This window comes from Halomonas urumqiensis, assembly GCF_003028575.1.
Lineage (GTDB): Bacteria > Pseudomonadota > Gammaproteobacteria > Pseudomonadales > Halomonadaceae > Halomonas > Halomonas urumqiensis.
Genome location: NZ_PYUD01000009.1, coordinates 53040 through 78781, shown reverse-complemented (window position 1 = coordinate 78781; position 25742 = coordinate 53040). Strand labels below are relative to the sequence as shown.

Genomic DNA, 25742 nt, shown 5'->3' with positions numbered 1-25742 from the left:
TAGCCAGCTGCCAGAGCTTTTCTCCAGCTCATCACCAACGTCACAGTAGTTGACGTTAACGTAAGATGCCATCAAGGCTCACTGTCTTGCTACCCCCTGGCAGAAATTTGGTGGAATCCACTAGCTAAACGCATCATCAAGGTCATGACATGATGCCTGTTCATCACCCGAATCAAAGCGATGACAGGCCGAATATCAGGCGGCTCTCAGGGCTGCAAGCGTGCGAACAGGCTATCCACCGTCAGCGCCAGCAGGCCGATCAGCAGCGCACCCTGGACCACATACGCGGTGTTGGCATTGACGATGCCGGAGATGATGGGGTCGCCAAGATTGCTGGCGCCAACGGTGGCCCCGAGCGCCGCGGTGGCGATGTTGACGGTAACCGAAGTACGAATGCCGGCGAGGATCACCGGGAATGCCAGCGGCAGCTCAACCTGGGCAAGTATCTGCATGCGGCCCATGCCCATGCCCCGCGCCGATTCGAGCACAGAGGCGTCGATGCCCTCGAGCCCGGCCAGGGTATTGCGCACGATCGGCAGCAGCCCATAGAGCAGCAGCGCGACGACGATCGGCACGCCACCGAAACCGAGTACCGGCACCGCCAGGGCCAATACCGCCACGGGGGGAAAGGTCTGGCCCATGGAGGCCAACTGGGCCACCAGAGGAAGGAAATCCCGCCCTGCCGGACGCGTGACCAGAACTGCGGCGGTGACGCCAATCATTATTGCGAAGAACGACGCGATGCCGACCACCGTCAGGTGCCGCCACAGCAGGGTCAGGAAGTCGGCGCGGTCATAGATGACGCGTCGTGAATCAGGCTCGATCAGCCGATAGAACGGCTCGAGCTCACCCATTGCAAGACAAAAGGCGATCAGCAAGCCGCCCCAGACCAGCGGCGCTCGCCATTCTCTCATCACCGCTATCATCACCCCTCTCTTCCACCCTCTCATCAATCCGCACCGCCTGGTGTCTGTCACCGACTCACTCTTCACGGCCAGCACCCACCAGACGGCGTAGCGACAACTCGCCTACCGGCATCTCGTCATCATCAACCACCGTGAGCCGGTCGGCGTGCTCGCGAAACATCACTGCCAATGCCTGGTGCAGTGTCGCGTCACGCCCTACCCGCGAGCGGGAAATCAACCTCGGCGACAGCGGCAGCATGCGTTCGCTGACAGGCGTCAGCGCCGCCTCCTTGAGTCCACGATTTTCACCGCCCAGCATCGAGGCGACGAAGTCATCGACCGGCGAGCGCAACAACTCAAGCGGCGTGCCCTGCTGAATAATCCGGCCGGCGCGCATCACCACCAGCCTGTCGGCCAGCAGCAGCGCTTCATCCATGTCGTGGGTGACGAAGACAATGGTCTTGTGCAAGCGTGCCTGGAGGGCGCGCAGCTCTACCTGCAGGGTCTCACGCGTGATCGGGTCGAGCGCCCCGAACGGCTCGTCCATCAGCAGGATATCGGGGTCCGCGGCCAGCGCCCTGGCGACGCCGACACGCTGCGCCTGCCCTCCGGAAAGCTGATGGGGGTACTTGTCGGCGAATTGCGCCATCGGCAGCCCGAGCAGGTCCATGAGTTCTTCCACCCGCTCGGCAACCCGCGCCTTGGGCCATTTCAGAAGCCTCGGTACCAGCCCGATATTGCGCGCCACGCTCCAGTGCGGAAACAGCCCGGTACTCTGGATGGCGTAACCGATACGCCGACGCAGTTCCTGCTCATTGAAGGTGCGTACCGGATGGCCATCCAGGTGAATTTCACCGGCCGTGTGCTCGATGAGCCGGTTGATCATGCGCAAGGTGGTCGATTTGCCACACCCCGAGGTGCCCACCAATGCGCATAGCTCGCCAGTCTCGACGCGTAGCGAGATGCCATCCACGGCGGTCTCGTTAGCGAAGCGCTTGGTGACCTCGAACAGCTCGATCATCGAGCACCTCCTGGGGATGTCAGGGATCCGTCACGCAGACGCGAGGCCAACGCACCGAGCAATGCATCGGCGATTAGCGCCATGGCAAGGATCGGCAGCGCACCCAGCAGCACCATGTCCATGGCCGCCTGGCCAAGGCCCTGAAAGATGAAGGTACCCAGGCCACCGGCGCCAATCAGTGCCGCAACGGCGGCAAGCCCGATGGCCTGAACGGTGGTGATACGCACCCCTTCGAGCAGTACCGGCAACGCCAGGGGTAGACGCACCTGCAGGAACACCTGGGAACGACTCATGCCCATACCGCGGGCCGCTTCGATGACCCCGGGGTCGACGCCCTCCAGCGCCACGAAGGTGTTACGCACCATCGGCAGCAGACTGTAGGCAATCAATGCGAGCAACGCCGGCGCCCAGCCGATACCGCTCACCCCCAACGCGGCAAGCCAGGGCTGATTGGCCGAGAGCCAGGCGAGCGGTGCCAGCAGTAGCCCGAACAGTGCCAGGCTGGGGATGGTCTGCAGAAAATTCAGCACCCCGAACCCCAGTCGTTCGAGACGCTCATGACGGCGCATGGCCAGGGCCAGCGCCACACCAAGCACCAGGCTCGCGCCCACCGCCGCACCTACCAGCGCCAGGTGATGGCCGATCGCCGCCAGGAACTGAGCACTGCGCGCCTGGTATTCCCGCACCAGCGCCAGCGGCGCAAGCCACCAGGCAAGGCACAGCGCCCACGTCACGAGAATCGGTACCACGAGCCCCCAACCCGCCAGGCGGGAGAGTGCCAGGCGCGTACGCAATTCGATCAGCGCAAGGGCCAGCAGGAACAACAGCAGCCACACCGCGGGACCAATCCCCAGGCGCGACTGGGGCATGTCCGGGTCGATCAGCAACATGGCATTGATGGCCAACCACAGCGGTAGCCACATCATCAGGCCCAACACCACAGCGAGTGACAGCCGCAGCGAACGTTCGTCGGGCCGCCACGCAAGCCCCGCCACCGCCAACATCGGCAGGCATCCTGCCAGCGCCAGCGGCCAACCGACCGCCTCGGCGGCCAGATAAGCGGTCCCGGGCACGATACGGTTGGGCGCCACGCTGACCGACGCCAGGCCGAGCCATGCGGCACAGGCCGCAAGCATCAGGACCAGCAGCACCCGGTTGGGCGATGGTGAATCGCTGCGCACCGAGGCCTCAGTCACCCAGGCCGTCGAGGAAATCCGACGCTACCTCGCGGGGGTCGCGGCCATTCACCGCCACGTCGCCGTTGAGACGCTGCAGGGTCTCGAGGTCCAGCGCCTTGAACACCGGCTCCAGCAGTGATTCGATCTCGGGGTGCTCGTCAAGCACGCTGTCGCGGACCACCGGGGCCGGTTGGTAGACCGGCTGGACGCCCAGCGTATCATCCAGCACGACCAGCCCAAGTGCACCGAGACCACCATCGGTACCGTAGGTCATGGCAGCGTTGACCCCGCTGGTCTGCTGGGCGGCAGCGCGCATGGTCGAGGCGGTGTTGCCACCGGAAAGCACCAGTAGCTGATCGTCGCTCAGCTCGAACCCATAGGCTTGCTGGAAGGCAGGCAGCGCCTGCTCGGACTCGACGAACTCGGCACTGGCGGCGAACTTGAACTCACCGCCCTCGGCGAGGTATTCAGCAAGGTCTTCGAGGGTCGCCAGGCCATGCTCATCGGCAAGGTCACTGCGAACGCTCATGGCCCAGGTGTTGTTGGCCTCGGCCGGGGTCAGCCATACCAGGCCGTTCTCGGCATCGCGCTCGGCCACGGTGGCATAGGCGTCATCGGCATCGTGCCAGACATCGCTGTCGGTCATGTCGAAGAAAAAGGCGCCATTGCCCGTGTATTCCGGATACAGGTCGATTTCGCCGGCCAGCAACGCTTCACGCACAATACTCGTGCCACCCAGTTGCAGCCGGTCTTCCACCTCGATGCCGCCGGATTCCAGGCGCTGCAGGATCAACTGGCCGAGTACCGACCCTTCGGTATCGATCTTTGAGGAGACCACCACCGGCTCGTTGGCCTGGGCGACGGATACACCCATCAGCGTTCCGGCGGCGAGTGCCGCGAAGCGAATCATGGAGGGGTTCATTGGCGTTACCACCCGGTAGGTCGAGAATGTATGCTGAGTATAGGGAAAAGAGGATTGGCGTGTCAGAGACTTGCCCTCAACGCCTCATTCACTCACCGGCCTGGGTTGGCAGGCTGGCCGCCCGGGAAGGTAGTCCATGCCGACGACGACCACACCGCTCGATGACTGCCACCATCCGCTGGTGCGTGACCTCGCCTGGGTGTTGCTGGCGCCGGACCTGATTGCCCTGCCCTCGTGTCATCGTCCCACTCGCCAGGAGCTCGGGCTCGCCGATGACACTCGGCTGCGCGAGTGGCTCGCTGACATCGAGGCGAACCCAGCGCCGCTCGAGTCGCATATCGGCGATGCCTTGGTGGGCCGCATGGGTCTCTATCACGAGCGACTTTGGCAGTTTCTGCTGAATGCCGCGCCAGGCACTCAACTATTGGCCCACAACCTGCGCATCCTGCGCGACAGGCTTACCCTTGGCGAGTTCGACCTGATCTACCAAAAGCGGGACAGTGATACGACCATCCATCTGGAGGTGGCGATAAAGTTCTACCTGGGGTTGCCGGTGGGACCACGCGGCGACACGGATCAGGCTCGCTGGATCGGGCCGGGGGGAGCCGATAGCCTGGCCAACAAGCGCGAACATCTCTACCAACGGCAATTGCGCCTGAGCGAGCAGCCTGAAGCCCGCGACACCCTGCGTCGCCTTGTGCATGGCGATGCCGGAGTGAGCGAAGAAGCGTTGCGGATAACGCGTCGCCTGGCGATGCCCGGCGTGCTGTTCTACCCCCTGCATGGTGCATTTCCCGCACCGCACGAGGCGACCCGAGACCACTTGAAGGGGCGCTGGCTGCACTGGTCCGACTGGCCACGCCTCAGGGACGCCATCGCCCCTGGCACCCAGGGGCGATGGCTGCGCAAACCGCATTGGCTGGCCCTGCCACGCAAGGAGTGGCTTTCGCCGTTGCGTGATATCGAGGCCCAGTTGGCTGAGCACTTCACCACACCCGCCTCGCCTATTCAGCTCGCCTTGCATCACCCCACGCAAGGCTGGCAACGCCTGTTCGTGGTCGCCGATGACTGGCCGCGGCAGGTACCGCTGCCGCCTGCAGGCGAATGAGCCGACACCACTGGCGGATCATGAAGATCACTGCCCTTCCGAGGCCCCTACGGATCACTCACCTGGCGTCTCGAGCACCCAGCTTGTGCCCTCGCGTGAGTCCTTGAGGATGATACCCAGTGCGGCGAGCTCGTCGCGGATGCTATCGGCACGGGCGAAGTCCTTGGCCTTCTTGGCCTCGGCCCGCGCTTCGATGCGCGCGTCGATCTCGGCTTCGCTCAACGCAAGCTCGCTTCCCGCGCCCTTGAGAAACGCCGCCGGGTCCTGTTGCAGGAGCCCCAGAATACCGCCCAGGCGCTTTAGTTCTGCCGCCAGGGCTGGCGCTTGCTCGGGTGTTTCCTTGCGCGCTCGGTTCAACTCACGGGCCAGGTCGAACATCACCGATAGCGCCTCGGGGGTGTTGAAGTCGTCGTCCATGGCCGATGTGAAGCGTTCGGCATAGCGAGTATCGACCTTAAGCGACTTGTCGGGCGCGGGGCATTGCACACACTCAAGGGCGTTATAGAAACGCTCCAGCGACTTGCGTGCCTCCAGAAGCGAATCCGGCGCGTAGTTGATCGGGCTGCGGTAGTGGCTGGCCACCAGCAGATAGCGCACCACTTCCGGGTCGTGATGGGCCAGCACCTCGCGGATGGTGAAGAAGTTGCCCAGCGACTTGGACATTTTCTCATGGTTCACGCGCACTGCGCCGGCATGCATCCAGGTATTGACGTAGGGCTTGCCGGTGGCCGCCTCGCTCTGGGCGATCTCGTTCTCATGGTGCGGAAAGGTGAGGTCCGGCCCGCCACCGTGAATGTCGAAGGTCTCGCCGAGGCAGCAGGTGGACATCGCCGAGCATTCGATATGCCAGCCGGGTCGCCCCTCGCCCCAGGGCGACGACCAACTGGCTTCGCCGGGCTTGGCCGCCTTCCACAGCACGAAGTCGAGCGGGTCCTCCTTGGATTCATCGACCTCGACCCGGGCACCGGATCGCATCTCGTCAAGGTCGCGATTGTTGAGCTTGCCGTAGCCCTCGAACTTGCGCACCCGGTAATACACATCACCGTTGACGGCACCGTAGGCATAACCCTTGTCGATCAGCGACTCGATCATCGCAATGATCTCGGCGATATGCCCCGTGGCTCGCGGCTCGGCATCCGGTCGCAATACGAACAGCCGTGATTCGTCCTCATGCATGGCGGCGATCATGCGCTCGGTCAGCGCACTGATGGTTTCGCCATTTTCGTCGGCACGCTTGAGAATCTTGTCGTCGATATCGGTGATATTGCGCACGTAGGTGACATCGAAACCGCGGCTGCGCAAATAACGGGTGATCACGTCGAAGGCCACCATCACGCGGGCATGGCCCAGGTGGCAGTAGTCGTAGACGGTCATGCCGCAGACATACATGCGTACACGGCCCGGCTCGATCGGCGTGAAGACCTCCTTGCGACGAGACAGCGTGTTATAGACCTGCAGAGTGCTGCTCACGATTACCCCTTCTTCTTGATCTTGGCCCAGCTGTCCTTCAGCCCCACAGTGCGGTTGAACACCAGTTTGCCGGATTCGCAGGCATGGCGGTCGGCACAGAAATATCCGACACGCTCGAACTGGAAGCGCGATTCCGGTGAGGCTTCGGCAAGGCTCGGCTCGCCGACCGCCTGGCAGACCACCAGCGATTGCGGATTGAGGTGCTCGAGGAAGTCGGCATCGCGGTCGCGGTCGGGTTGCTCGACCTCGAACAGGTTGTCGTAGAGACGCACCTCCATGGGCACCCCATGGGTGACACTGACCCAGTGAATCACGCCCTTCACCTTACGGCCTTCCGGGTTCTTGCCCAGGGTATCGAAATCCACCGAACAGCGAAGCTCGGTGATCTCACCCGCCGGATCCTTGACCACCTCGTCACAACGGATCACGTAGCTGTTGCGCAGCCGCACTTCCTTGCCCGGTGCCAGCCGGAAGAACTTCTTGGGTGGCTCCTCCATGAAGTCATCGGCGTCGATGTAGAGTTCGCGGGTCAAGGGCACCTTGCGCACCGCCATGTCCTCACGCGCCGGGTGGCCGGGAACCTCATACACTTCCTCATGATCCTCGGCCACGTTGGTCAACACCACCTTGAGTGGCCTTAGCACCGCCATGGCGCGGGGAGCATTGTCCTCGAGGTCAGAGCGGATGGCGTGGGTGAGCATGGCGATGTCGACCAGGCCGCCATCGGCGCGAGTCACACCGATCATCTCGCAGAACTTGCGGATCGATGCCGCGGTATAGCCACGCCGGCGCATTCCGGAGATGGTCGGCATGCGCGGGTCGTCCCAGCCATCGACGATCCCCTGATCGACCAGCAGCTTGAGCTTGCGCTTGGAGGTCAGGGTGTAGTTCATGTTGAGCCGCGCGAACTCGATCTGCCGGGGCTTGCAGGGCACCGGCAGGTTGTCGAGGAACCATTCGTACAGCGGTCGGTGATCCTCGAACTCCAGCGTGCAGATCGAGTGAGTGACGCCTTCGATGGCATCCGACTGGCCATGGGTGAAGTCGTAGCTGGGGTAGATCTTCCACTTGTCGCCCGTCTGGTGATGGTGGGCGTGGCGGATACGGTAGAGGATGGGGTCGCGCAGGTTGATGTTGGGTGCGGCCATGTCGATCCTTGCCCGCAACACCTTCTCGCCTTCGGCGAATTCACCGGTGCGCATGCGCTCGAGCAGGTCGAGGTTCTCGTCGGCACTGCGCTCGCGGTATGGGCTTGGCCGGCCGGGTTCGGTCAGCGTGCCACGATATTCACGGATCTCATCGGGCGAAAGGTCGTCGACGTAGGCCTTGCCTTCACGAACCAGGTGCTGGGCCCAGGCGTAGAGCTGGTCAAAATAGTCCGAGGCAAAACGCACGCCGCCCGCCCATTGAAAGCCCAGCCATTCGACATCGGCCTTGATGGCATCGATGTAGGCCTGCTCTTCCTTGGCCGGGTTGGTGTCATCGAAACGCAGATGACAGTCGCCCCCGAACTGTTCGGCCAGCCCGAAGTTGAGGCAGATCGACTTGGCGTGACCGATATGCAGGAAACCATTGGGCTCAGGCGGGAAGCGGGTCACGATCTTGTCGTCACGGCCAGCCTCGCGCTCGTCGCGTATCTGGTTGCGGATGAAATTCGGCGCGCTGGTGGTCTCGGTGGTCATGGTTGGAAAATCAACCTCTGGTTGGTCCGGTGCCGTTGCAGGATAGCCTTCTCTACTCGGGGGGTTCCGGTGACAAGCCTTCGAGGAGGCGCTGTAAACCCCTCCCTGGGCGCTACCGATGCCATCCCTGGCATCGGACCTCCTCTTCGGCTTGTCACCGGCGCCCCTCACCGCTGGCGTCGGCGCAAGCTTCTGCCCTGCGACGCCCGCTTCGCGCAGCGAGGCAAAACCGCTATTATAGCGTCACGCCCATGGGCAACGCCAAGGCAGTGCCCACATACCGAACAGGAAATACCCCATGATCGTTCTGCAGACCAATTTTGGTGACATCACCATCGCCCTGAATCATGAAAAGGCACCGAAAACCGCCGCCAATTTCGAACAGTACGTGCGCGAGGGCTTTTATGACGACACCCTGTTCCACCGCGTGATCGATGGTTTCATGGTGCAGGGTGGCGGGTTCGATAGTGATTTCAATCAGAAACCGACCCGCGACCCGATCGATAACGAAGCCGACAATGGCCTGGTCAATGCCACCGGCACCCTGGCCATGGCGCGTACCCAGGACCCGCATTCCGCCACTGCGCAGTTCTTCATCAACATCGCCGACAACGACTTCCTCAACCACAGCGGCAAGTCGATCCAGGGCTGGGGCTACTGCGTGTTCGGTGAAGTGGTCGAGGGCATGGACGTGGTCGAGAAGATCAAGGCGGTCAAGACCACCCGCCGCGGCATGCATGCCGATGTGCCCGCCGAGGACGTGGTGATCCAGAAGGCCTACCTTCAGCAGGATTAAGGAAGGCGCCAACCGATGACCACCCTGCTGATTTCAGACCTGCACCTGAATCCCGCCGCCGCGGAGATTACCGAGAGCTTTCTTGGCTGGCTCGAGACCCGCGCCAGAGACTGCGATGCGCTGTACATCCTCGGCGACTTCTTCGACGCCTGGATCGGCGACGACCTGCTCGACCTGGCGGGCAGCGATCCTACCGGCCACGCCGACCTTGCCGTACGCGTCGCCCAGGCGCTTAACGACCTCGCCCAGCGCGGTACCGCCATCTACCTGATGCACGGCAACCGCGACTTCCTGCTTGGCGAGCGCTTTGCCGAACGGGCCGGCGCCACCCTGCTGCCCGACCCGAGCCTTGTCTCTTTCGGCGATCAGCCCGTGCTGCTGATGCATGGCGACAGCCTGTGCACCCGTGACGACGCTTACATGGCCTTTCGCGCCCAGGCACGCGACCCGAACTGGCAGGCCCGGATTCTCGGCATGCCCCTGGGCGAGCGGATTCAGCTGGCACGCCAGTTGCGCGAACAGTCCGGCGAGGCCAATTCCAACAAGGCCGACGACATCATGGACGTGACCCCCGATGAGGTGGTCAAGGTGATGGCCGACTACGGCGTGACCACGCTGATCCATGGCCACACCCATCGCCCGGCGGTCCACGCGCTCGACATCGACGGCAAGCCCGCTCAGCGCATCGTGCTGGGCGACTGGCAACCGGGCCACGGCTGGGAGATCGAGGTCGGCAACACCGGAAAGCCTGAGTTGCGAGAGATTTGGATCTAACCGGCTTTGCTACACTTGTGGGCGCCAGGCACGAGTCCTGGGGCCGTCCTAAAACCAGCAACGCCGCGATGTATCGCGGCGTTGCTGGTTTTAGGCCAGTGGGTCGCCCCCAGGGCAATCGCAGTAAGCAATTTCACTCGGTGCTGAACCGGGGACAGGTCCCGAAATGTCGGACCATCGAGGAGGCGCTGTGAACCCGTCCTTGGGCGCTACTTTTGCCATCCATGGCAAAAGACCTCCTCTTCGACCTGTCCCCGGCGCCCCTCGTCATGTCCAACAGCGATTGCCCTAGTCGGTCCCTGTTCTCAACCCAGAGTTTCACCGGCCAGCATGAACCAGGTCTCGAGCACCGCGTCGGGGTTCAGTGATACCGAATCGATGCCCTGCTCCATCAACCACTTGGCCAGGTCGGGATGATCCGAGGGGCCCTGGCCGCAGATGCCGATGTACTTGCCCTTGGCGCGACATGCCTGGATAGCCATGGCCAGCAGCTTCTTGACCGCCGGATTGCGCTCGTCGAACAGGTGGGCAACGATGCCGGAGTCACGATCCAGGCCGAGCGTCAGTTGGGTAAGGTCGTTGGAACCGATCGAGAAGCCGTCGAAATACTCAAGGAACTCGTCGGCGAGCAAGGCGTTGGCCGGCAGCTCGCACATCATGATCACCTTGAGGCCCTGGGGATCACGCTTCAAGCCATTGGCGGCCAGTAGATCGATCACCTGACTGGCTTCTTCGGTGGTCCGCACGAACGGTACCATGATCTCGATGTTATCGAGCCCCATCACTTCGCGTACCCGCTTCAGCGCCCGGCACTCCAGCTCGAAGCATGGCCGGAAGGAGTCGGAGATGTAGCGTGAGGCACCCCGGAAGCCAAGCATCGGGTTCTCTTCACCGGGCTCGTAGTTCTTGCCACCGATCAGGTTCTCGTACTCGTTGGACTTGAAGTCCGAGAGCCGCACGATGACCCGCTGCGGATAGAAGGCGGCCGCCAGGGTGGAGATGCCCTCGACGAGCTTGTCGACGTAGAAGTCAACCGGACTGTTGTAGCCGGCGATGCGCAGATCGATGCTCTGCTGAAGCTCGGCGGGCAGCGTGTCGTACTCGAGCAGCGCCTTGGGGTGCACGCCGATCATGCGGTTGATGATGAATTCCAGGCGTGCCAGACCAACGCCTGCGTTGGGCAGGCTTGCAAAACCGAAGGCGCGGTCGGGGTTGCCGACGTTCATCATGATCTTGAAGGGAATCTCGGGCATGGCGTCGACGCTGGTCACCCGGCGGTCGAATTCCAGCAGGCCATCATAGACATTGCCGGCATCGCCCTCGGCGCACGACACCGTCACATCGCGACCATCGGCCAGCACCTCGGTGGCATCGCCACAGCCCACCACGGCGGGTATTCCCAGCTCACGGGCGATGATCGCCGCGTGACAGGTGCGCCCGCCGCGATTGGTGACGATAGCCGATGCCCGCTTCATGATCGGCTCCCAGTCCGGATCCGTCATGTCGGTCACCAGCACGTCGCCGGCGTTGACCTTGTTCATGTCGTCCGGGGAAAACACCACCTTCACCGCGCCACGCCCGATGCGCTGGCCAATCGCTCGGCCCGTCACCAGGGTACGGCCCTTCTCCTTGAGCTGGAAGCGTTCGAGCTTGCCGCCCTCCTGCTGGGAAACCACAGTCTCGGGACGTGCCTGGACGATATAGAGCTTGCCGTCATCGCCATCCTGGGCCCACTCGATGTCCATCGGGCGCTGGTAGTGCTGCTCGATGGTCACGGCCTGGCTTGCCAGCGCCATGACCTGCTGGTCATTGATGCAAAAACGGCCTCGATCGGCGAGCGGCACGTCGATGGTGTCCACCGACTTGCCAGCGCTGGCTTCCTGGCCATAGACCATCTTGATCAGCTTGGAGCCGAGGTTGCGGCGCAGTACCGCCGGGCGCCCGGCCGCCAGCGTCGGCTTGTGGACATAGAACTCGTCGGGGTTCACGGCACCCTGCACCACGGTCTCGCCAAGGCCCCAGGAAGCAGTGACGAAGACCGCATCACGGTAGCCGGATTCGGTATCCAGGGTGAACATCACACCGGATGCGCCGGTCTCGGAGCGCACCATTTTCTGGATACCGGCGGACAACGCCACGTTTTCGTGGGCATAGCCACGGTGCACGCGGTAGGAAATTGCCCGGTCGTTGAACAGCGAAGCGAAGACCTCATGCACGGCACGCTTGATATTGTCGAAGCCTTCGATGTTGAGGAAGGTCTCCTGCTGACCGGCAAACGACGCATCAGGGAGATCCTCGGCGGTGGCCGAGCTGCGTACCGCGACCTTGAGCTTGGGATGCTGGCTTGAAAGCGTCTCGTAGGCGCTGCGCAGGTGCTTCTCGAAGGTTGGGGGAAGTGGCGTATCGATAACCCATTGGCGTATCTCGGCGCCGGTTTTCGCCAATGCCGTCACGTCATCCACGTCGAGGGTAGAGAGGGCCGTATTGATTCGCTCATTGAGCCCTTCGTGGGACAGGAATTCACGGTAGGCGTGGGCGGTGGTGGCAAAGCCACCTGGCACGGTGACACCAGCGTCGGACAGGTTGGAGATCATCTCGCCGAGCGAGGCATTCTTCCCTCCTACCCGCTCGACATCGTCCATACCCAACTGATCGAACCATACAATGTAATCGTCCACGTGACCCCCTTGGAAATCGACGACCGGTTTCTCCATACCCGGAAATCCAGGCATGGAGGGATGGTCGCGACTTTACCAAGGGGCCACCATATTCGCCATTGGTCTAACAGCGAAGTCAGTGGAGGTTTTTTACAACAGATGGCGTATTTAACGATTTTGTGTAGTGACACGTATTTTCCAGGCACCCCGGGGATATCGCAGTGTAGAGTTTCACTCGGTGCTAAACCGTCGACAGGTCTGCGAGGAGGCGCTGTAAACCCCTCCCTGGGCGCTACTTTTGCCATCCATGGCAAAAGACCTCCTCTTCGACCTGTCCCCGGCGCCCCTCGTCATGTCCAACTGCGATTGCCCTACCAGGCACTCTTCAAGTCTTGTCGCGGCTCGCCACTGCACCGACAATGGGCGTTCACTTCCGCCGACAGCGATACCGCCATGACCCGCACCGCCTTCTTCATCTCCGATGGCACCGGCATCACCGCCGAGAGCCTTGGCCGTAGCCTGCTGACCCAGTTCGAGAATGTCGAATTTCGCATGTTGACCAAGCCCTATATCGATACGGTGATCAAGGCGCGCGCCTTGGTGGACGTGATCAATGGGGCAGCGGTGCATGATGGCGAGCAGCCGATCATCATCGACACCATCGTCGACAGCGACATTCGCGCGGTAATCCGCGAAGCGGAAGGCTTCAAGATCGATATCTTCTCAACCTTCCTCGAGCCGCTGGAGCAGGAATTGGCGACCCACTCCACCTACACGGTGGGTCGCACGCACTCCATCGGCAAGGATGAGGTCTACATGGATCGCATCCATTCGGTTCACTTCGCCCTGGACAACGACGATGGTGCGCGCACCCATCAGTATGACAAGGCCGATGTCATCCTGGTCGGGGTTTCGCGCTGCGGCAAGACGCCCACCTCGCTCTACCTGGCACTGCAGTTTGGCATTCGAGCCGCCAACTACCCGCTCACCGAGGATGATCTCGATGAGGACGGCAGCCTCAGGCTCCCCAAGGCCCTGGCGCCACATCGCCACAAGTTGTTCGGCCTGACTATCGATGCGCGCCGCCTGGCCGCCATTCGCAACGAGCGCAGACCCAATAGCCGCTACAGCTCCATGGACCAGTGCATGCAGGAGGTCGGCCAGGCCGAAGGACTCTACCGACAGATGCACATCCCGTTCATCGACACCACGCGCTTCTCGGTGGAAGAGATCTCGACCCGCATGATCGCCGAAATGGGCCTGACCCGGCGCTTTTCCCCACGCTAGTCCCACTCTTGCTGGACAACCGGAAACGCCCCGTCACTTGGTGTGAGCGGGGCGTTGCATGGTTGGTTGACGACCAAGGGGCTAGGTCAAGCGCAAGGCCATGGGTGAATGACGGTCACGATGTCATGTCGGCCGCATGGGAAAGGGTACGATCCAACTGACTGCGCCAACGCATCAGAATCGGTGCATCGCTCGGGGTCGCCTCGGACAGCAAGCGCCGGAACTCGTCACGCACGTCGTCGTCACTTTCGTCGATGTAGGTCAGCCACATGGAAAGCGCGCTTAGTTGCTGGTGCAGGTTGCCAGCTTCGCGGGCCTGGGTCTGGGCCTGCTCGATAAGCAAACGCACCGCCTCGCGTGAGCGACCGAGACGGTGGCGAACCCGCGCCAGCTGCAATGCCAGCTCAGGAACGTACAAGGTGCTCTGCTCGCGGGCCAGAAACAGCGTCTGGTCCAGGTAGTCCTCGGCTCGCGTCAATTCACCGACACTGATACAAGCATCCGAATACCACAGCGCGGGCCGCTGAAAACGGTCGCGCCCGGTCAGCTCGGTGAGTTCCTCGAGGGACGCTTCCACCTGGGCCAGGCCGTCGCGGTCGCCCGACAGTGCGCGCTGCCAACCAAGCACACCACGTGCGGCAATCTGCCACAGGTGCAGGTCTGGCGACCCCGTCAGCTCGAAGGCGCGTTCGGCACGGGCGGCGGCCAGGTGTACATGCCCCAACTGGCGATAGAGCGATGCGGCATACAGCAACGCCATGGCCAGACTTCCCGGGTGGTTGAAGCGTTCGGCCAGACGAATCGCCGCCTCGATATGCTGCTCGGCACGGCGGTAGTCACCACGCAGGCACAGTGCCCAGCCCTGGAAGCAGGCGGCAGCCACTTGCGGGTGATCGGAGAACGGCAGCCACTCGATCATCATCGGCGATTCAAGAGGGTTGATCTCTTCCAGATGGTCATAGGCAAGCTGGATGCGCCCGGCCCAATACTCGCAGCTGGCCCGCGAGTACTCCGCCAGGCGCCGATAGCGCGGGTCATCGAGCCTCTGCGCAAGGTCAGCCAGCCTTGATGCCAGATGGAACGCGTCGGCATGCGCATGTCGCTGGCTACACCCCACCCACAGCCCCCACTTGACCAGGAAGGCCTGCTCCAGGTCGTCGCTGTCTTCATCGGAGGTATCCAGCCCCGCCAGCAGTTCGCGCGCTCGAACGAAACTCTCGTGGGCGGTGGGCGAGCCATGGCCTTCAAGGGCGAAGGCCGCCTGACCACGAACGGTCAGCAGGCTAACCTCGCGCTCGGCCTGATCTTCGACATGACGCAGACTCGCCAGACCAAAATCGGCCATCTTGAGTGCCGTACGATTGGCACTGACCTTGAGTGCCTCACGCGCCGCAAGTTCGAAGTAACGCGCCCCACGCGCATAGTGGCCACTGCGCCGCAGGTGGGTGGCGAAGTCCCCGGGATGGCGGCTGATCCACATCGGGAAGTGCTCTTCGATCAATTCGACGACCTGGCGGTGAATGGACACACGCACATCTCGCGGACATGACAGATAGGCGGCTTCCTGCAACAATTGATGGGTGAACTGATATTCACGACCATCGTCGTCGCCTTCAACCGGCTCGATTATCTCGAGCCTGCGCATCTGCTCGAGCGCCTGGCAAAGGCGCGGTTTCTCCCAACCACTGCATTCAGCCAGGAAATCGAAGCGGAACCGTCGACCGAGCACCGCCGATACGTGAGCCACCTCGCGGTCGGCATCGAGTTGATCGATGCGGCTTGCCAAAAGCCCCAGCAGGCCATGCGGAAGTTCATCGAGCTGCACGCTACGTCCCTCGCGCCGATCCAGGTCGACGCGACGGCAGATTTCCTGAAGATAGAGCGGCACACCGTCGCAGCGCTCGATGATCTGGCCTCGCAAGCGCGGACTGAGATGGATCCGGTAGCGTCGTGACAGCTGCGACAGCAAGTGTGAAGACTGAATGGCATCGAGGCGACCAAGGGAGATCTGCTGATCCCAGTGCAGCTTCGCCGGCAACACCTCGCGCCCATGGTGGCTTGCCACCAGCAGGAAAGCGCAGTTGATCGGCAAGCGCGCCTGCAACCCCGCCAGCACCTTGAAGGAGGGCTCATCGAGCCACTGCAGGTCATCGATCATCAGCACCAGGGTACGTTCGGCGGCAAGTGCAGTGATCAAGCGGTGCAACATGCCGACCACCAGTTCGACCGCCTCGCCGCTCTGGGCCAGCACCGCGACCTCGCGCGGATCACGCACTCCAAGCGCCTCTTCCAGCAGTTGACGGCGCTCTTCGTCGGGCACGGGTACGGACAGCGTTTCAAGCAGTGCGTTGAAGGCATCGGTCGTAATCTCGCCACCCAGCCGCCAGCGCAGCAGATGCCTGGCGACGCCATACGGTTCCTGCACCGACAAACGCGTGGTTGGCTGCCAGCAGATGGCAGCATCACGACTCTGCTCGAGTTGCCGAAAGCCCACCATCAATGCCGACTTGCCCATACCGGAAGGGCCACGTACCAGCACGCTCTGACGCAGACCGATACCGGCCCGCGCCAACGCATCACGCAACGTTCTTAGCTGGCTTTCGCGCCCCACCAGGCTCGGCGGCAGCGCTTCGCGCCCACCCTCGTTAGTGCCCAGCACCAGCGCTCGCAAGCGTACGCGACCGTCACTGGCCACCAGCCGTGAACTCAGCCGTGGCTGCAGGTCGAGCGCTGGTGGCATGTGCTGGCTAGCTTCCTGGGAGATCACCAGCTCACTGCCTTCGGCAGCGTTCATCAGTTCAAGCGACCCCTGGGTAACCTGCCCCAGCGGGTCGACCATATGGCGCTCAGGCAGATAGATCACCCGGCCACTGTTGAGACCGGCAGCAAGCGCCACCTGGGGAGGCTCGCCCTCGCCGCTCCAGTGTCGCGCCGATTCGTCAGGCAGCATCCGGCGGCAGTGCTCGTACAACGCCACCAGTTCGGCCAGCTGGTGAGCGGGGCCATGGGTGCCGAAACAGGCAAGCCCCAACCCACCGGTGGCACCCGGGAGCCAGAACCCGCCGAGATGATGGCACTGCTGCTCGAGCCAGCGCATCAATTCGAACTGCAACATCAAGCAGGCGCGGCTACCCGCCCGCGACGACAGGTCACCCTTGAGGCGCAGCCGGATGGCCATCACCGACAACTGGCGCTGCTCGATCTCATCCTCGCGCAGCGGTGCGCTATCGGCAGCAAGTATTCGCGAGAAGCCTACGCTACCCGCTTGAACCGAGTCACTGCCGGCATCCGACCAGTAACGCGCCAGTTGCAGGAAGGCCGGCTCCGGCTGCTGTCCCGAGAGCGCGAGAAGTTGAAGGTAGGCATTGTATTGTTCATGAGCGGCGGCCAACTGGCCTTGATCAGCGAGCTGGTGTACCAACCGTTCGTGAAATGGACCATAACCCGGGAAGCGGCTGACCAGGTCATAGAGAAGCCTGTCTGGCACATTGTCATGTTGCTCAAGCGCCGCCTCGGCGAAGCGAATGACACGCTGCCGCCATTCGTTGCGCACCTGCAGCAACCACCGCTGGTAATCACCACAAGCTGGCAGCTGCAACTCTTCCACCAGATCACCGTTGTAGCGTTCGAGCAGCGCGGCCAGGGTGGCCAGGTCTCGCTCGTCGTCGAGCAACCCCTGGACTTCCAGTAGATCGAAGCGCCAGCTTTCCGGCAGCCGGAAGGCGATGGTCTGTCGCGACACTACCAGTACACGTTCCGCCTCCTCGCCCAACGACTGGCGCAGGCAATGCAGTGCATGCCTGAGATTGGTGCGTCCCGACGACAATCCCTGGTCGGGCCACAGCAGCTCCGCCAGGGTGGCGCGATTGACCGGCTGACTATGCAGCAGCAGGTAAACCAGTAGCGCTTTCACCTTGTCATAGCTGAACTGCGTTACCACATCCTCGCCGAGGGTCAGCGAGAAGTGGCCGAACAGCGCCAGTTGATTCTGCTCGTTGGTGTCTACGACGTCGGAGGGCTTCCGCATCATGGTCGGTCCTGCCAGTCGATGGCGGCGGCCTTCAGGCAGGCACGCCGCTGTGAAAACGAAACGCCGTGTCGGGCGTCTGCACCAGTTCCGCTTCGTGGGCGGCAAACAAGGCAATTCGTGACTCGATAGATGATGCGGCGTACTCACGTGCCAGCATCAGGTAATCTTCATAGTGGCGTCCTTCCGACTTAACCAGACTGCGATAGAACTTTGCAAGCTCACTGTCGAGATGCGGAATGAGCCGGGCAAAGCGCTCGCAACTGCGAGCCTCGATAAAGGCACCGATGATCAAGATATCGACCAGTCGCTCGGGGTCTTGAGGGCGAACATGCCGCCGCAACCCTTCGGCATAGCGTGACGCGCTGAGATGACGATAGCCAATGCCGCGGGCCTCCATCAACGTCACCACCTGCTCGAAATGCAGCAACTCCTCACGGGCCAGTTGAGACATCTTTGACAACAATAATGGCCGGTCGACATACCGGTAAAGCAGACTCATCGCGGTGGAAGCCGCTTTCTTCTCGCATTGCGCATGGTCGATCAACAGTAATTCGGTGTTGTCGAGTGCCCAGTCAAGCCAGGCATCGGGCGTTCGACACCCCAGGAAGTCAAGCAACTGGCTGGGCAGCAACGCATCCGTATCGGGGCTGACAGTGCGTTCGGGCGGGCGAGGAGAATCGGCTACTGGCATGATAATGGCTCTAGGCGATGGCCTTCGTCGATGGCCATGCGGGTGTCAGGAATCGGCAAGGCTGATCCGGCGCAATTCTGCGGCACTGGCCAGATCGGCGGCAATCCGGTCATGGAGTTCTGCAACAGAGAGGTGACGCGCCTCACCCAATGGCGCCAGACCATAGCAACGCAGGTCGCGAATTCGATCGCGCCCCACTCTGAGCAGCTCTACCGCCTTCGATAACCCCGGCTGATCGGACCGGGAGCGAATACGGTGGCGCCGCATCTGGGCATCGAACGCATCGCTGTCGAGCAGTTGCAGGTAGCGTCCGGCGACGGCCTCGCGCAGGGAGTCGAGTGCTACCAGGCGAGCACGGCGTTCGTCGTGTGAAAGACCGGGCCAATCATGGATCTCGCTGTCGGCGCGCTGACATCCCCGGCAAGTGCGATCGCCAAGGGTGGTGGAACACAGACCGACGCAGGGCGAGACGATCACCCCTGACGATGTGCGTCGACGAGCAGGCGCAAAAGATTGGCTGGCAGACATGGGATCTCTCTGGTTCAGCGAGTCATCCATGGTAACGCGCCAAGGGCTCGGTGACATCCTGTAGCAGGACGGACATCACGCAGACCAAAGTCCAAGGCCCTGGCGCTGGGCCTCGCTTAACATTGTCGACAGTTTCGAGTAGACTCGGCGCCATCGCAGACAGGGCGTCCTTCACCCCTGTTTCACCCGCCAGAACGATCAATTGCCACCGTTTCACGTCACTTGATCATGTCCTGGCAATCACCACCGATGAGGGCCCCAACGTGATTGAAGCCTACCGCCAACATGTCGAGGAGCGTGCCGCCGAGGGTGTTCCACCCAAGCCGCTGAACGCTGAGCAGGTCGCCGCACTTATCGAACTGCTGAAGTCGCCGCCAGCCGGTGAAGAGGAATTCGTCCTCGACTTGATCACCAATCGCGTTCCACCGGGTGTTGACGAGGCTGCCTACGTCAAGGCGGGCTTCCTGACCGCGCTGGCCAAGGGCGAGGCCACCTCCCCCCTGATCGACAAGATTCACGCCGTGAAGCTGCTTGGCACCATGCAAGGCGGCTATAACATCGTCACCTTGGTCGAGCTGCTCGACGACCAGGAACTGGCCAAGGAAGTGGGAGAACAGCTCAAGCACACTCTGCTGATGTTCGACGCCTTCCATGACGTGGAAGAACGTGCCAAGAACGGCAATGCCGTCGCCAAGGACGTGGTGCAGTCCTGGGCCGACGCCGAGTGGTTCCTCGCCAAGCCCGAGCTTGCCGAGAAGATCACGCTTGCGGTGTTCAAGGTACCCGGCGAAACCAATACCGATGACCTCTCACCCGCTCCGGATGCCTGGTCGCGCCCCGATATCCCGCTGCATGCCAATGCCATGCTCAAGAATGAGCGCGACGGTATCGAACCGGAAGTGCCCGGTACCACAGGCCCGCTCAAGCAGATCGAGGACGTCAAGGCAAAGGGTTTCCCCGTTGCTTATGTCGGCGATGTGGTGGGCACTGGTTCATCGCGCAAGTCGGCCACCAACTCGGTGCTATGGTTCTTCGGTGACGACATCCCCAACGTTCCCAACAAGCGCGCGGGCGGCTTCTGTTTCGGTGGCAAGATCGCACCGATCTTCTTCAACACCATGGAAGATGCAGGCGCCCTGCCCGTCGAGATGGATGTATCCAACCTCGAGATGGGCGATGTCATTGACATCTACCCCTATCAGGGCAAGGTCTGCAAGCACGGCACCGACGAGGTCGTCAGCACCTTCGAACTCAAGACCCAGGTGATCCTCGACGAAGTGCGCGCCGGTGGCCGTATTCCGTTGATCATCGGCCGCGGCCTGACCACCAAGGCACGTGAGTCGCTGGGCCTGCCACAATCGGACGTGTTCCGTCTGCCGGAACAACCGAAGGACACCGGCCGCGGCTTCACCCTGGCCCAGAAGATGGTCGGCAAGGCCTGTGGCATGGACGGCGTGCGTCCGGGCATGTACTGCGAACCGAAGATGGCCACCGTGGGCTCCCAGGATACCACCGGCCCAATGACCCGTGACGAGCTCAAGGATCTTGCCTGCCTCGGTTTCCAGGCCGACCTGGTGATGCAGTCATTCTGTCACACCGCGGCCTACCCGAAGCCTGTCGATGTGGACACCCACCACACCCTGCCCGACTTCATCATGAACCGCGGTGGTGTCTCCCTGCGGCCCGGCGATGGCATCATCCACAGCTGGCTGAATCGCATGCTGCTGCCAGATACCGTGGGTACCGGCGGCGATTCCCACACCCGCTTCCCGCTGGGCATCTCCTTCCCGGCCGGTTCCGGCCTGGTGGCCTTTGCCGCCGCCACTGGCGTGATGCCACTGGATATGCCGGAATCGGTCCTGGTGCGCTTCAAGGGTCAGCGCCAGCCCGGCGTCACCCTGCGCGACCTGGTTCACGCCATACCCTACTACGGCATCAAGCAGGGCCTGCTGACTGTCGCCAAGTCTGGCAAGAAGAACGCCTTCTCGGGTCGCGTGCTGGAAATCGAAGGTCTCGAGGATCTGACCGTCGAGCAGGCCTTCGAACTCTCCGACGCCTCCGCAGAACGGAGTGCCGCGGGTTGCACCATCACGCTTTCCGAGGAGAGCGTCAGCGAGTACCTGAAGTCGAACATCACGCTGCTGAAGTGGATGATCGCCAACGGCTATGGTGACAAGCGCACCATCGAGCGCCGCATTCTTGGCATGGAAGAGTGGCTGGCCAACCCGAGCCTGATGCGTGCCGACAAGGATGCCGAGTATGCCGAGGTCATCGAAATCGACCTGGCCGAGCTAAAGGAGCCGGTTCTGTGCGCACCCAACGACCCGGACGACGCGCGCCTGCTCTCCGAGGTTGCCGGCGAGAAGATCGATGAGGTGTTCATCGGCTCGTGCATGACCAACATCGGCCACTTCCGTGCCGCGGGCAAGCTGCTCGAGAAGCAACCGGCCGGTAGCCTGAAGACTCGCCTGTGGCTGGCACCGCCGACCAAGATGGACCAGCACCAGCTGACCGAGGAAGGGTATTACGGCATTTATGGCCGCGCCGGTGCACGCATGGAAATGCCCGGCTGCTCGCTGTGCATGGGTAACCAGGCGCGCGTGGCCGCCAAGAGCACGGTGGTCTCCACCTCCACCCGCAACTTCCCCAATCGCCTGGGTGACGGCGCCAATGTCTACCTGGCGTCCGCGGAACTGGCGGCGGTGGCCGCCGTGGAAGGTCGCCTGCCGAGCGTCGATGAGTATCGCCGCTACATGAGCGAGTTCGACGCCATGTCGGGTGAAATCTACCGCTACATGAACTTCCACGAAATCGAGGAGTATCAGAACGCAGCGTCCAACGTGATTCCGATCGCACAGGAAGCCTGATACCCCTTGTTCTGATAGAATCAAGTTCGACTCCGATGCTCGCAACATCGATGGCCACCGCGAGCGGTGGCCTGAGCCGATGACAGAAGCGCCCCAAGGGGCGCTTTTTTCGTTCGAAAGACACGTCACCGTGCGCCCACGCCAAGAGTCGGAGGCCTGGTCAGGCATGACTCCGGGACACTCAGAAGGCGCATCGACGGTGCGGGGTGCGCGAAGCGGCAACCCTCAACGCACCACGCCAGCGTTCCTCAAACGCAGGATGTCGTCCTGGGTCAGCCCCATCTCGGTGAGAATCCGGTCGCTGTCCTGGCCGATTCCGGGTGGCGCCACATCGCTTGTCGCCGACTCGCCATCGAAGCGCAGCGGGTTCGCGACCTGTGGAACGTCGCGCCCACCACTGGTAAGCGTCCGTTGCATCTTTCGGTGACACACCTGGGGGTCTTCGAACACTTCGGCAAGCGAGTTGATCGGCCCCGCCGGAATGCCGCGGGCCTCGAGGTCGGCCAGCCATTCATCGCGCTGCCGGTTTAGCAACCGAGACTGGATCATCGGCACCAGTGCCTCGCGGTTACCTACACGTGCCGCATTGGTCGCATAGGCTGGGTCTTCGGCCCACTCCGGATGACCCAACAGGCTTGCGAAACGCGCGAATTGAGCATCGTTGCCGACCGTGAGCACGAGATGACCATCGGCACATGCGAACGCCTGGTAAGGAACGATATTGGGGTGAGCATTGCCATGGCGCTGCGGTGAGGCACCGCTGACCAGTGTGTTCAGCGCCTGGTTAGCGAGAGTGGCCACCTGGACATCGAGCAGCGCCACGTCGATGTGCTGCCCCAGACCCGTTCGGGCGCGCTCCTGCAGGGCGGCCAGCACGCCTACCGTGGCATAGAGGCCGGTCATGACATCGGTGATTGCCACACCCGTCTTCATCGGCATGCCATCCGGCTCACCGGTAAGGCTCATCAACCCGCCCATGGCCTGGATCATGAAGTCGTACCCGGCTCGATGCGCATAGGGGCCATCCTGGCCGAAGCCGGTAATCGAGCAGCCTATCAAGCGTGGATTGAGTTTGTGCAAGGAGGGGTAATCGAGCCCGTAGCGGGCAAGCCCGCCGACCTTGAAGTTCTCCAGCACGATATCGGCGCCTTCGGCCAACTGGCGAATCAGCGCCTGCCCTTGCTCGCTGGCGATATCCACGGCGAGCGACTGCTTGCCGCGATTGGCACACAGGTAATACGCCGCCACCCGTTCGAGGTCATGTTCCTGCGGGCTATCGCCCTGGCCAAGCCAGGGCGGCCCCCAGCCTCGGGTATCGTCACCCCGCTTGGGATGTTCGATCTTGATCACCCTGGCACCGAGGTCGGCGAGGAGCTGGCCGGCCCAGGGGCCGGCCAGTACCCGCGACATGTCGAGCACCGTGATGCCCTCCAGCGGTCCGCTCATCTTGAGCTCCTTGCTACCGTGTGCCGATAGTGGCACCACTCGGGTCTGACCCGGCGGCAGGTCGCCGAGGAGGCGCCCCCGGCGCCCCGCGTTTTCATCAGCCTGTTACTCAACCGGTGAAGGCCTGCAGCCCTGTCTGGGCGCGACCAAGGATCAGCGCATGGACATCGTGGGTGCCCTCGTAGGTGTTGACGGCTTCCAGGTTCATCACGTGTCGGATCACATGGTATTCATCCGAAATACCGTTGCCACCGTGCATATCGCGGGCAACACGAGCGATATCCAGCGACTTGCCGCAGTTGTTGCGCTTGATCAACGAAATGACCTCGGGCACCAGTTGGCCATCATCGATCATGCGCCCTGCTCGCAGCGCTGCCTGCAGCCCCAGGGCAATCTCGGTCTGCATATCGGCAAGCTTCTTCTGGATCAACTGATTGGCGGCCAAGGGGCGCCCGAACTGCTTGCGCTCCATGGTGTACTCGCGGGCGGCATGCCAGCACGCCTCGGCGGCTCCCATGCTGCCCCAGGCGATGCCGTAGCGGGCACGGTTGAGGCACGAGAAAGGCCCCTTCAGGCCGGTCACGTTAGGCAAGCGCTGTTCATCGGAGACTTCGACATCCTGCATGGCGATCTGGCCGGTGATCGAGGCACGCAGGCTGAACTTGCCCTCTATCTTGGGTGCCGAAAGGCCCTTCATGCCCTTCTCGAGGATGAAGCCGTTGATCACACCCTCGTCGTCCTTGGCCCATATCACGAAGACATCGGCAATCGGCGAGTTGGTGATCCAGGTCTTGGTGCCGTTGATGCGCCAGCCGCTATCGGTGCGGGTCGCACGGGTCGTCATGCCGCCCGGGTCAGACCCGTGGTCGGGTTCCGTCAGGCCGAAGCAGCCCACCCACTCACCGGTGGCGAGTTTCGGCAGGTACTTCTCGCGCTGCGCTTCGCTGCCAAAGGCATGGATCGGGTACATCACCAGGCTCGACTGCACGCTCATGGCACTGCGGTAGCCGGAATCGACCCGCTCCACCTCGCGAGCGATCAGCCCATAGCTTACGTAGTTGAGCCCGGCGCAGCCATAACCATCGATGGTGGCGCCAAGCAGGCCAAGCTCACCCATCTCGCTCAGGATGGCGGGATCGAAGTGCTCATGGCGGTTGGCCTCGAGCACACGCGGCAGCAACTTTTCCTGGCAGTAGTCGTGAGCGGTCTGCTGGACCATCCGCTCTTCTTCGCTGAGCTGGTCGATCAGGCGAAAGGGGTCTTCCCAGGTGACGGGGGTAATCTGGCTCATGACGTGTCCTCGCTGGCCAAGTTAATAATTTCTACATTTTGATTAAATGTAGATCAAAAATGTCCTGTTGCCAACCCCTATCATGAAACGACGACGGGCACCCGCAGGTGCCCGTCGCTGTCACTGGCCCTCCCCGCCTATCAGGAGGAGTCACCCGCCCGATAGAGGGTCTGGATGCTGGAGAAATCAAGCCCGCCATTGCCCTGGGCGCTGTGCAATGCGAACAGGTTGCGCGCCTGGGAGCCCATCGGCACGCTCGATTTCGACCCTAGCGCCAGCTCCCAGGCCAGGCCCAGGTCCTTGGCCATCAGATCGGTCAGGAAACCGCCCTGGTAGTCACGCGAGGCAGCGGAACCCTCCATGACACCCGGCCAGGGATTGTAGACGTTGAGCGCCCAGTTGCCGCCACTGCTCTGCTTCATGATCTCCGAGAGCACCGCCGGGTCCATGCCGTTCTTGACGCCAAGCGCCAGTGCCTCTGCAGTGCCGCTCATGAGAATGCCCAGCAGCATGTTGTTGCAGATCTTGGCGACCTGACCAGACCCGATATCCCCAGCGTGGAAGATATTCTTGCCCATCGCCTCGAGCACCGGTTTCGCCTGCTCGAATCCCGCAGCGTCACCGCCGACGATGAAGGTCAAGGTCCCCGCCTTGGCGCCGCCCACGCCCCCGGAAACCGGTGCGTCGAGGTAACTGAGGCCACGTTTGGCGGCGGCGGCACCCACCGTGCGCGCATCCTCCGGCGAGATGGTGGAGGCATCGATGATCAACGGCTTGGCGGTAAGGGTGTCGAGCAGGCCCGGCGCGCCATCGCGCCCCAGATAGAGCCCACGGACATGGGCGCCGGCAGGTAGCATCGAGATGACCACCTCGGCCCCCTGCACGGTGGCTTCGGCACTCTCACCACGCCTCGCGCCTTCCGACTCAAGCGCCTGCACGGCACTCTCGGACAGATCAAAGACAGTCACGTCGAGACCGGCCTTGACCAGGTTGGTGGCCATCGGGCCACCCATGTTACCAAGGCCAATGAAGGCGATTTTCATGTCGTACTCCTGTAGTCGTTTCTCAAGCTGTTTCTCAACCCATTTC

18 protein-coding genes are annotated in these 25742 nt (G+C 62.5%); 5 read left to right on the top strand and 13 right to left on the bottom strand.

All coding sequences use genetic code 11. The features are described from left to right. Positions 1-206: 206 nt before the first annotated feature. The 4 genes from C6V82_RS16595 to osmF are packed head-to-tail and all read right to left on the bottom strand — an operon-like array spanning position 207 to position 4026. On the bottom strand, positions 207-926 hold the full coding sequence (locus C6V82_RS16595; protein ID WP_229843237.1) for an ABC transporter permease: 720 nt from the start codon (positions 924-926) through the stop codon (positions 207-209). Positions 927-981: 55 nt separating this feature from the next. Beyond that, positions 982-1926, bottom strand: a complete 945-nt coding sequence (locus tag C6V82_RS16590; RefSeq protein WP_102587345.1) for an ABC transporter ATP-binding protein — start codon at positions 1924-1926, stop codon at positions 982-984. After that, complete coding sequence (locus C6V82_RS16585) at positions 1923-3062, bottom strand: ABC transporter permease (protein WP_102587373.1); 1140 nt, start codon at positions 3060-3062, stop codon at positions 1923-1925. The genes C6V82_RS16590 and C6V82_RS16585 overlap by 4 nt, the downstream gene beginning before the upstream one ends. Positions 3063-3114: 52 nt before the next feature. Next, entirely contained in the window at positions 3115-4026 is a 912-nt protein-coding gene (gene osmF / locus C6V82_RS16580; protein ID WP_102587344.1) for a glycine betaine ABC transporter substrate-binding protein OsmF, read from the bottom strand. Positions 4027-4162: 136 nt separating this feature from the next. Between osmF and C6V82_RS16575 the strand changes: the two genes are divergently transcribed. Next, a complete protein-coding gene (locus C6V82_RS16575) occupies positions 4163-5134 on the top strand; it encodes a DUF1853 family protein (protein WP_102587343.1) in 972 nt (323 codons plus the stop codon). A gap of 54 nt (positions 5135-5188) precedes the next feature. Here the strand turns inward: C6V82_RS16575 and cysS are convergent, their stop codons facing one another. Both cysS and C6V82_RS16565 read right to left on the bottom strand, forming a co-directional pair. Beyond that, the gene (gene cysS / locus C6V82_RS16570; RefSeq protein WP_180978240.1) at positions 5189-6592 is read right to left on the bottom strand and encodes a cysteine--tRNA ligase; all 1404 of its coding nucleotides are present in this window, start codon (positions 6590-6592) and stop codon (positions 5189-5191) included. Between the two features lie 14 nt (positions 6593-6606). After that, the gene (locus C6V82_RS16565; RefSeq protein WP_102587341.1) at positions 6607-8286 is read right to left on the bottom strand and encodes a glutamine--tRNA ligase/YqeY domain fusion protein; all 1680 of its coding nucleotides are present in this window, start codon (positions 8284-8286) and stop codon (positions 6607-6609) included. A 298-nt stretch (positions 8287-8584) separates the two neighbouring features. Between C6V82_RS16565 and C6V82_RS16560 the strand changes: the two genes are divergently transcribed. Both C6V82_RS16560 and C6V82_RS16555 read left to right on the top strand, forming a co-directional pair. Beyond that, the gene (locus tag C6V82_RS16560) at positions 8585-9082 is read left to right on the top strand and encodes a peptidylprolyl isomerase (protein ID WP_102587340.1); all 498 of its coding nucleotides are present in this window, start codon (positions 8585-8587) and stop codon (positions 9080-9082) included. A 15-nt stretch (positions 9083-9097) separates the two neighbouring features. Then, on the top strand, positions 9098-9856 hold the full coding sequence (locus C6V82_RS16555) for a UDP-2,3-diacylglucosamine diphosphatase (RefSeq protein WP_102587339.1): 759 nt from the start codon (positions 9098-9100) through the stop codon (positions 9854-9856). Positions 9857-10161: 305 nt separating this feature from the next. Here C6V82_RS16555 and ppsA read toward each other — a convergent pair whose 3' ends face one another. Then, complete coding sequence (gene ppsA, locus C6V82_RS16550; RefSeq protein WP_102587372.1) at positions 10162-12534, bottom strand: phosphoenolpyruvate synthase; 2373 nt, start codon at positions 12532-12534, stop codon at positions 10162-10164. Between the two features lie 432 nt (positions 12535-12966). Between ppsA and ppsR the strand changes: the two genes are divergently transcribed. Next, entirely contained in the window at positions 12967-13800 is an 834-nt protein-coding gene (gene ppsR / locus C6V82_RS16545) for a posphoenolpyruvate synthetase regulatory kinase/phosphorylase PpsR (RefSeq protein WP_102587338.1), read from the top strand. A 115-nt stretch (positions 13801-13915) separates the two neighbouring features. On the opposite strand, the gene C6V82_RS16540 is transcribed toward ppsR, so the two are convergent. The 3 genes from C6V82_RS16540 to C6V82_RS16530 are packed head-to-tail and all read right to left on the bottom strand — an operon-like array spanning position 13916 to position 19049. Next, complete coding sequence (locus tag C6V82_RS16540) at positions 13916-17827, bottom strand: ATP-binding protein (RefSeq protein WP_102587371.1); 3912 nt, start codon at positions 17825-17827, stop codon at positions 13916-13918. A gap of 34 nt (positions 17828-17861) precedes the next feature. Beyond that, a complete protein-coding gene (locus tag C6V82_RS16535; RefSeq protein WP_102587337.1) occupies positions 17862-18521 on the bottom strand; it encodes a MiaE family protein in 660 nt (219 codons plus the stop codon). A 45-nt stretch (positions 18522-18566) separates the two neighbouring features. Next, positions 18567-19049 (bottom strand): DUF1289 domain-containing protein, encoded by a 483-nt coding sequence (locus tag C6V82_RS16530; protein WP_102587370.1) that lies wholly within the window; start codon positions 19047-19049, stop codon positions 18567-18569. 263 nt (positions 19050-19312) lie between these two features. Between C6V82_RS16530 and acnB the strand changes: the two genes are divergently transcribed. Next, the gene (acnB, locus tag C6V82_RS16525) at positions 19313-21916 is read left to right on the top strand and encodes a bifunctional aconitate hydratase 2/2-methylisocitrate dehydratase (protein WP_102587336.1); all 2604 of its coding nucleotides are present in this window, start codon (positions 19313-19315) and stop codon (positions 21914-21916) included. 225 nt (positions 21917-22141) lie between these two features. On the opposite strand, the gene C6V82_RS16520 is transcribed toward acnB, so the two are convergent. The 3 genes from C6V82_RS16520 to mmsB all read right to left on the bottom strand — a co-directional run bounded on the left by C6V82_RS16520 (position 22142) and on the right by mmsB (position 25696). After that, entirely contained in the window at positions 22142-23362 is a 1221-nt protein-coding gene (locus tag C6V82_RS16520) for a CaiB/BaiF CoA transferase family protein (RefSeq protein ID WP_102587335.1), read from the bottom strand. Between the two features lie 109 nt (positions 23363-23471). Then, on the bottom strand, positions 23472-24653 hold the full coding sequence (locus C6V82_RS16515; protein ID WP_102587334.1) for an acyl-CoA dehydrogenase: 1182 nt from the start codon (positions 24651-24653) through the stop codon (positions 23472-23474). 140 nt (positions 24654-24793) lie between these two features. After that, positions 24794-25696 carry a 3-hydroxyisobutyrate dehydrogenase gene (mmsB, locus tag C6V82_RS16510; protein ID WP_102587333.1) on the bottom strand — a complete coding sequence of 301 codons (903 nt, stop codon included), beginning with the start codon at positions 25694-25696 and terminating at the stop codon, positions 24794-24796. Positions 25697-25742: the final 46 nt, after the last annotated feature.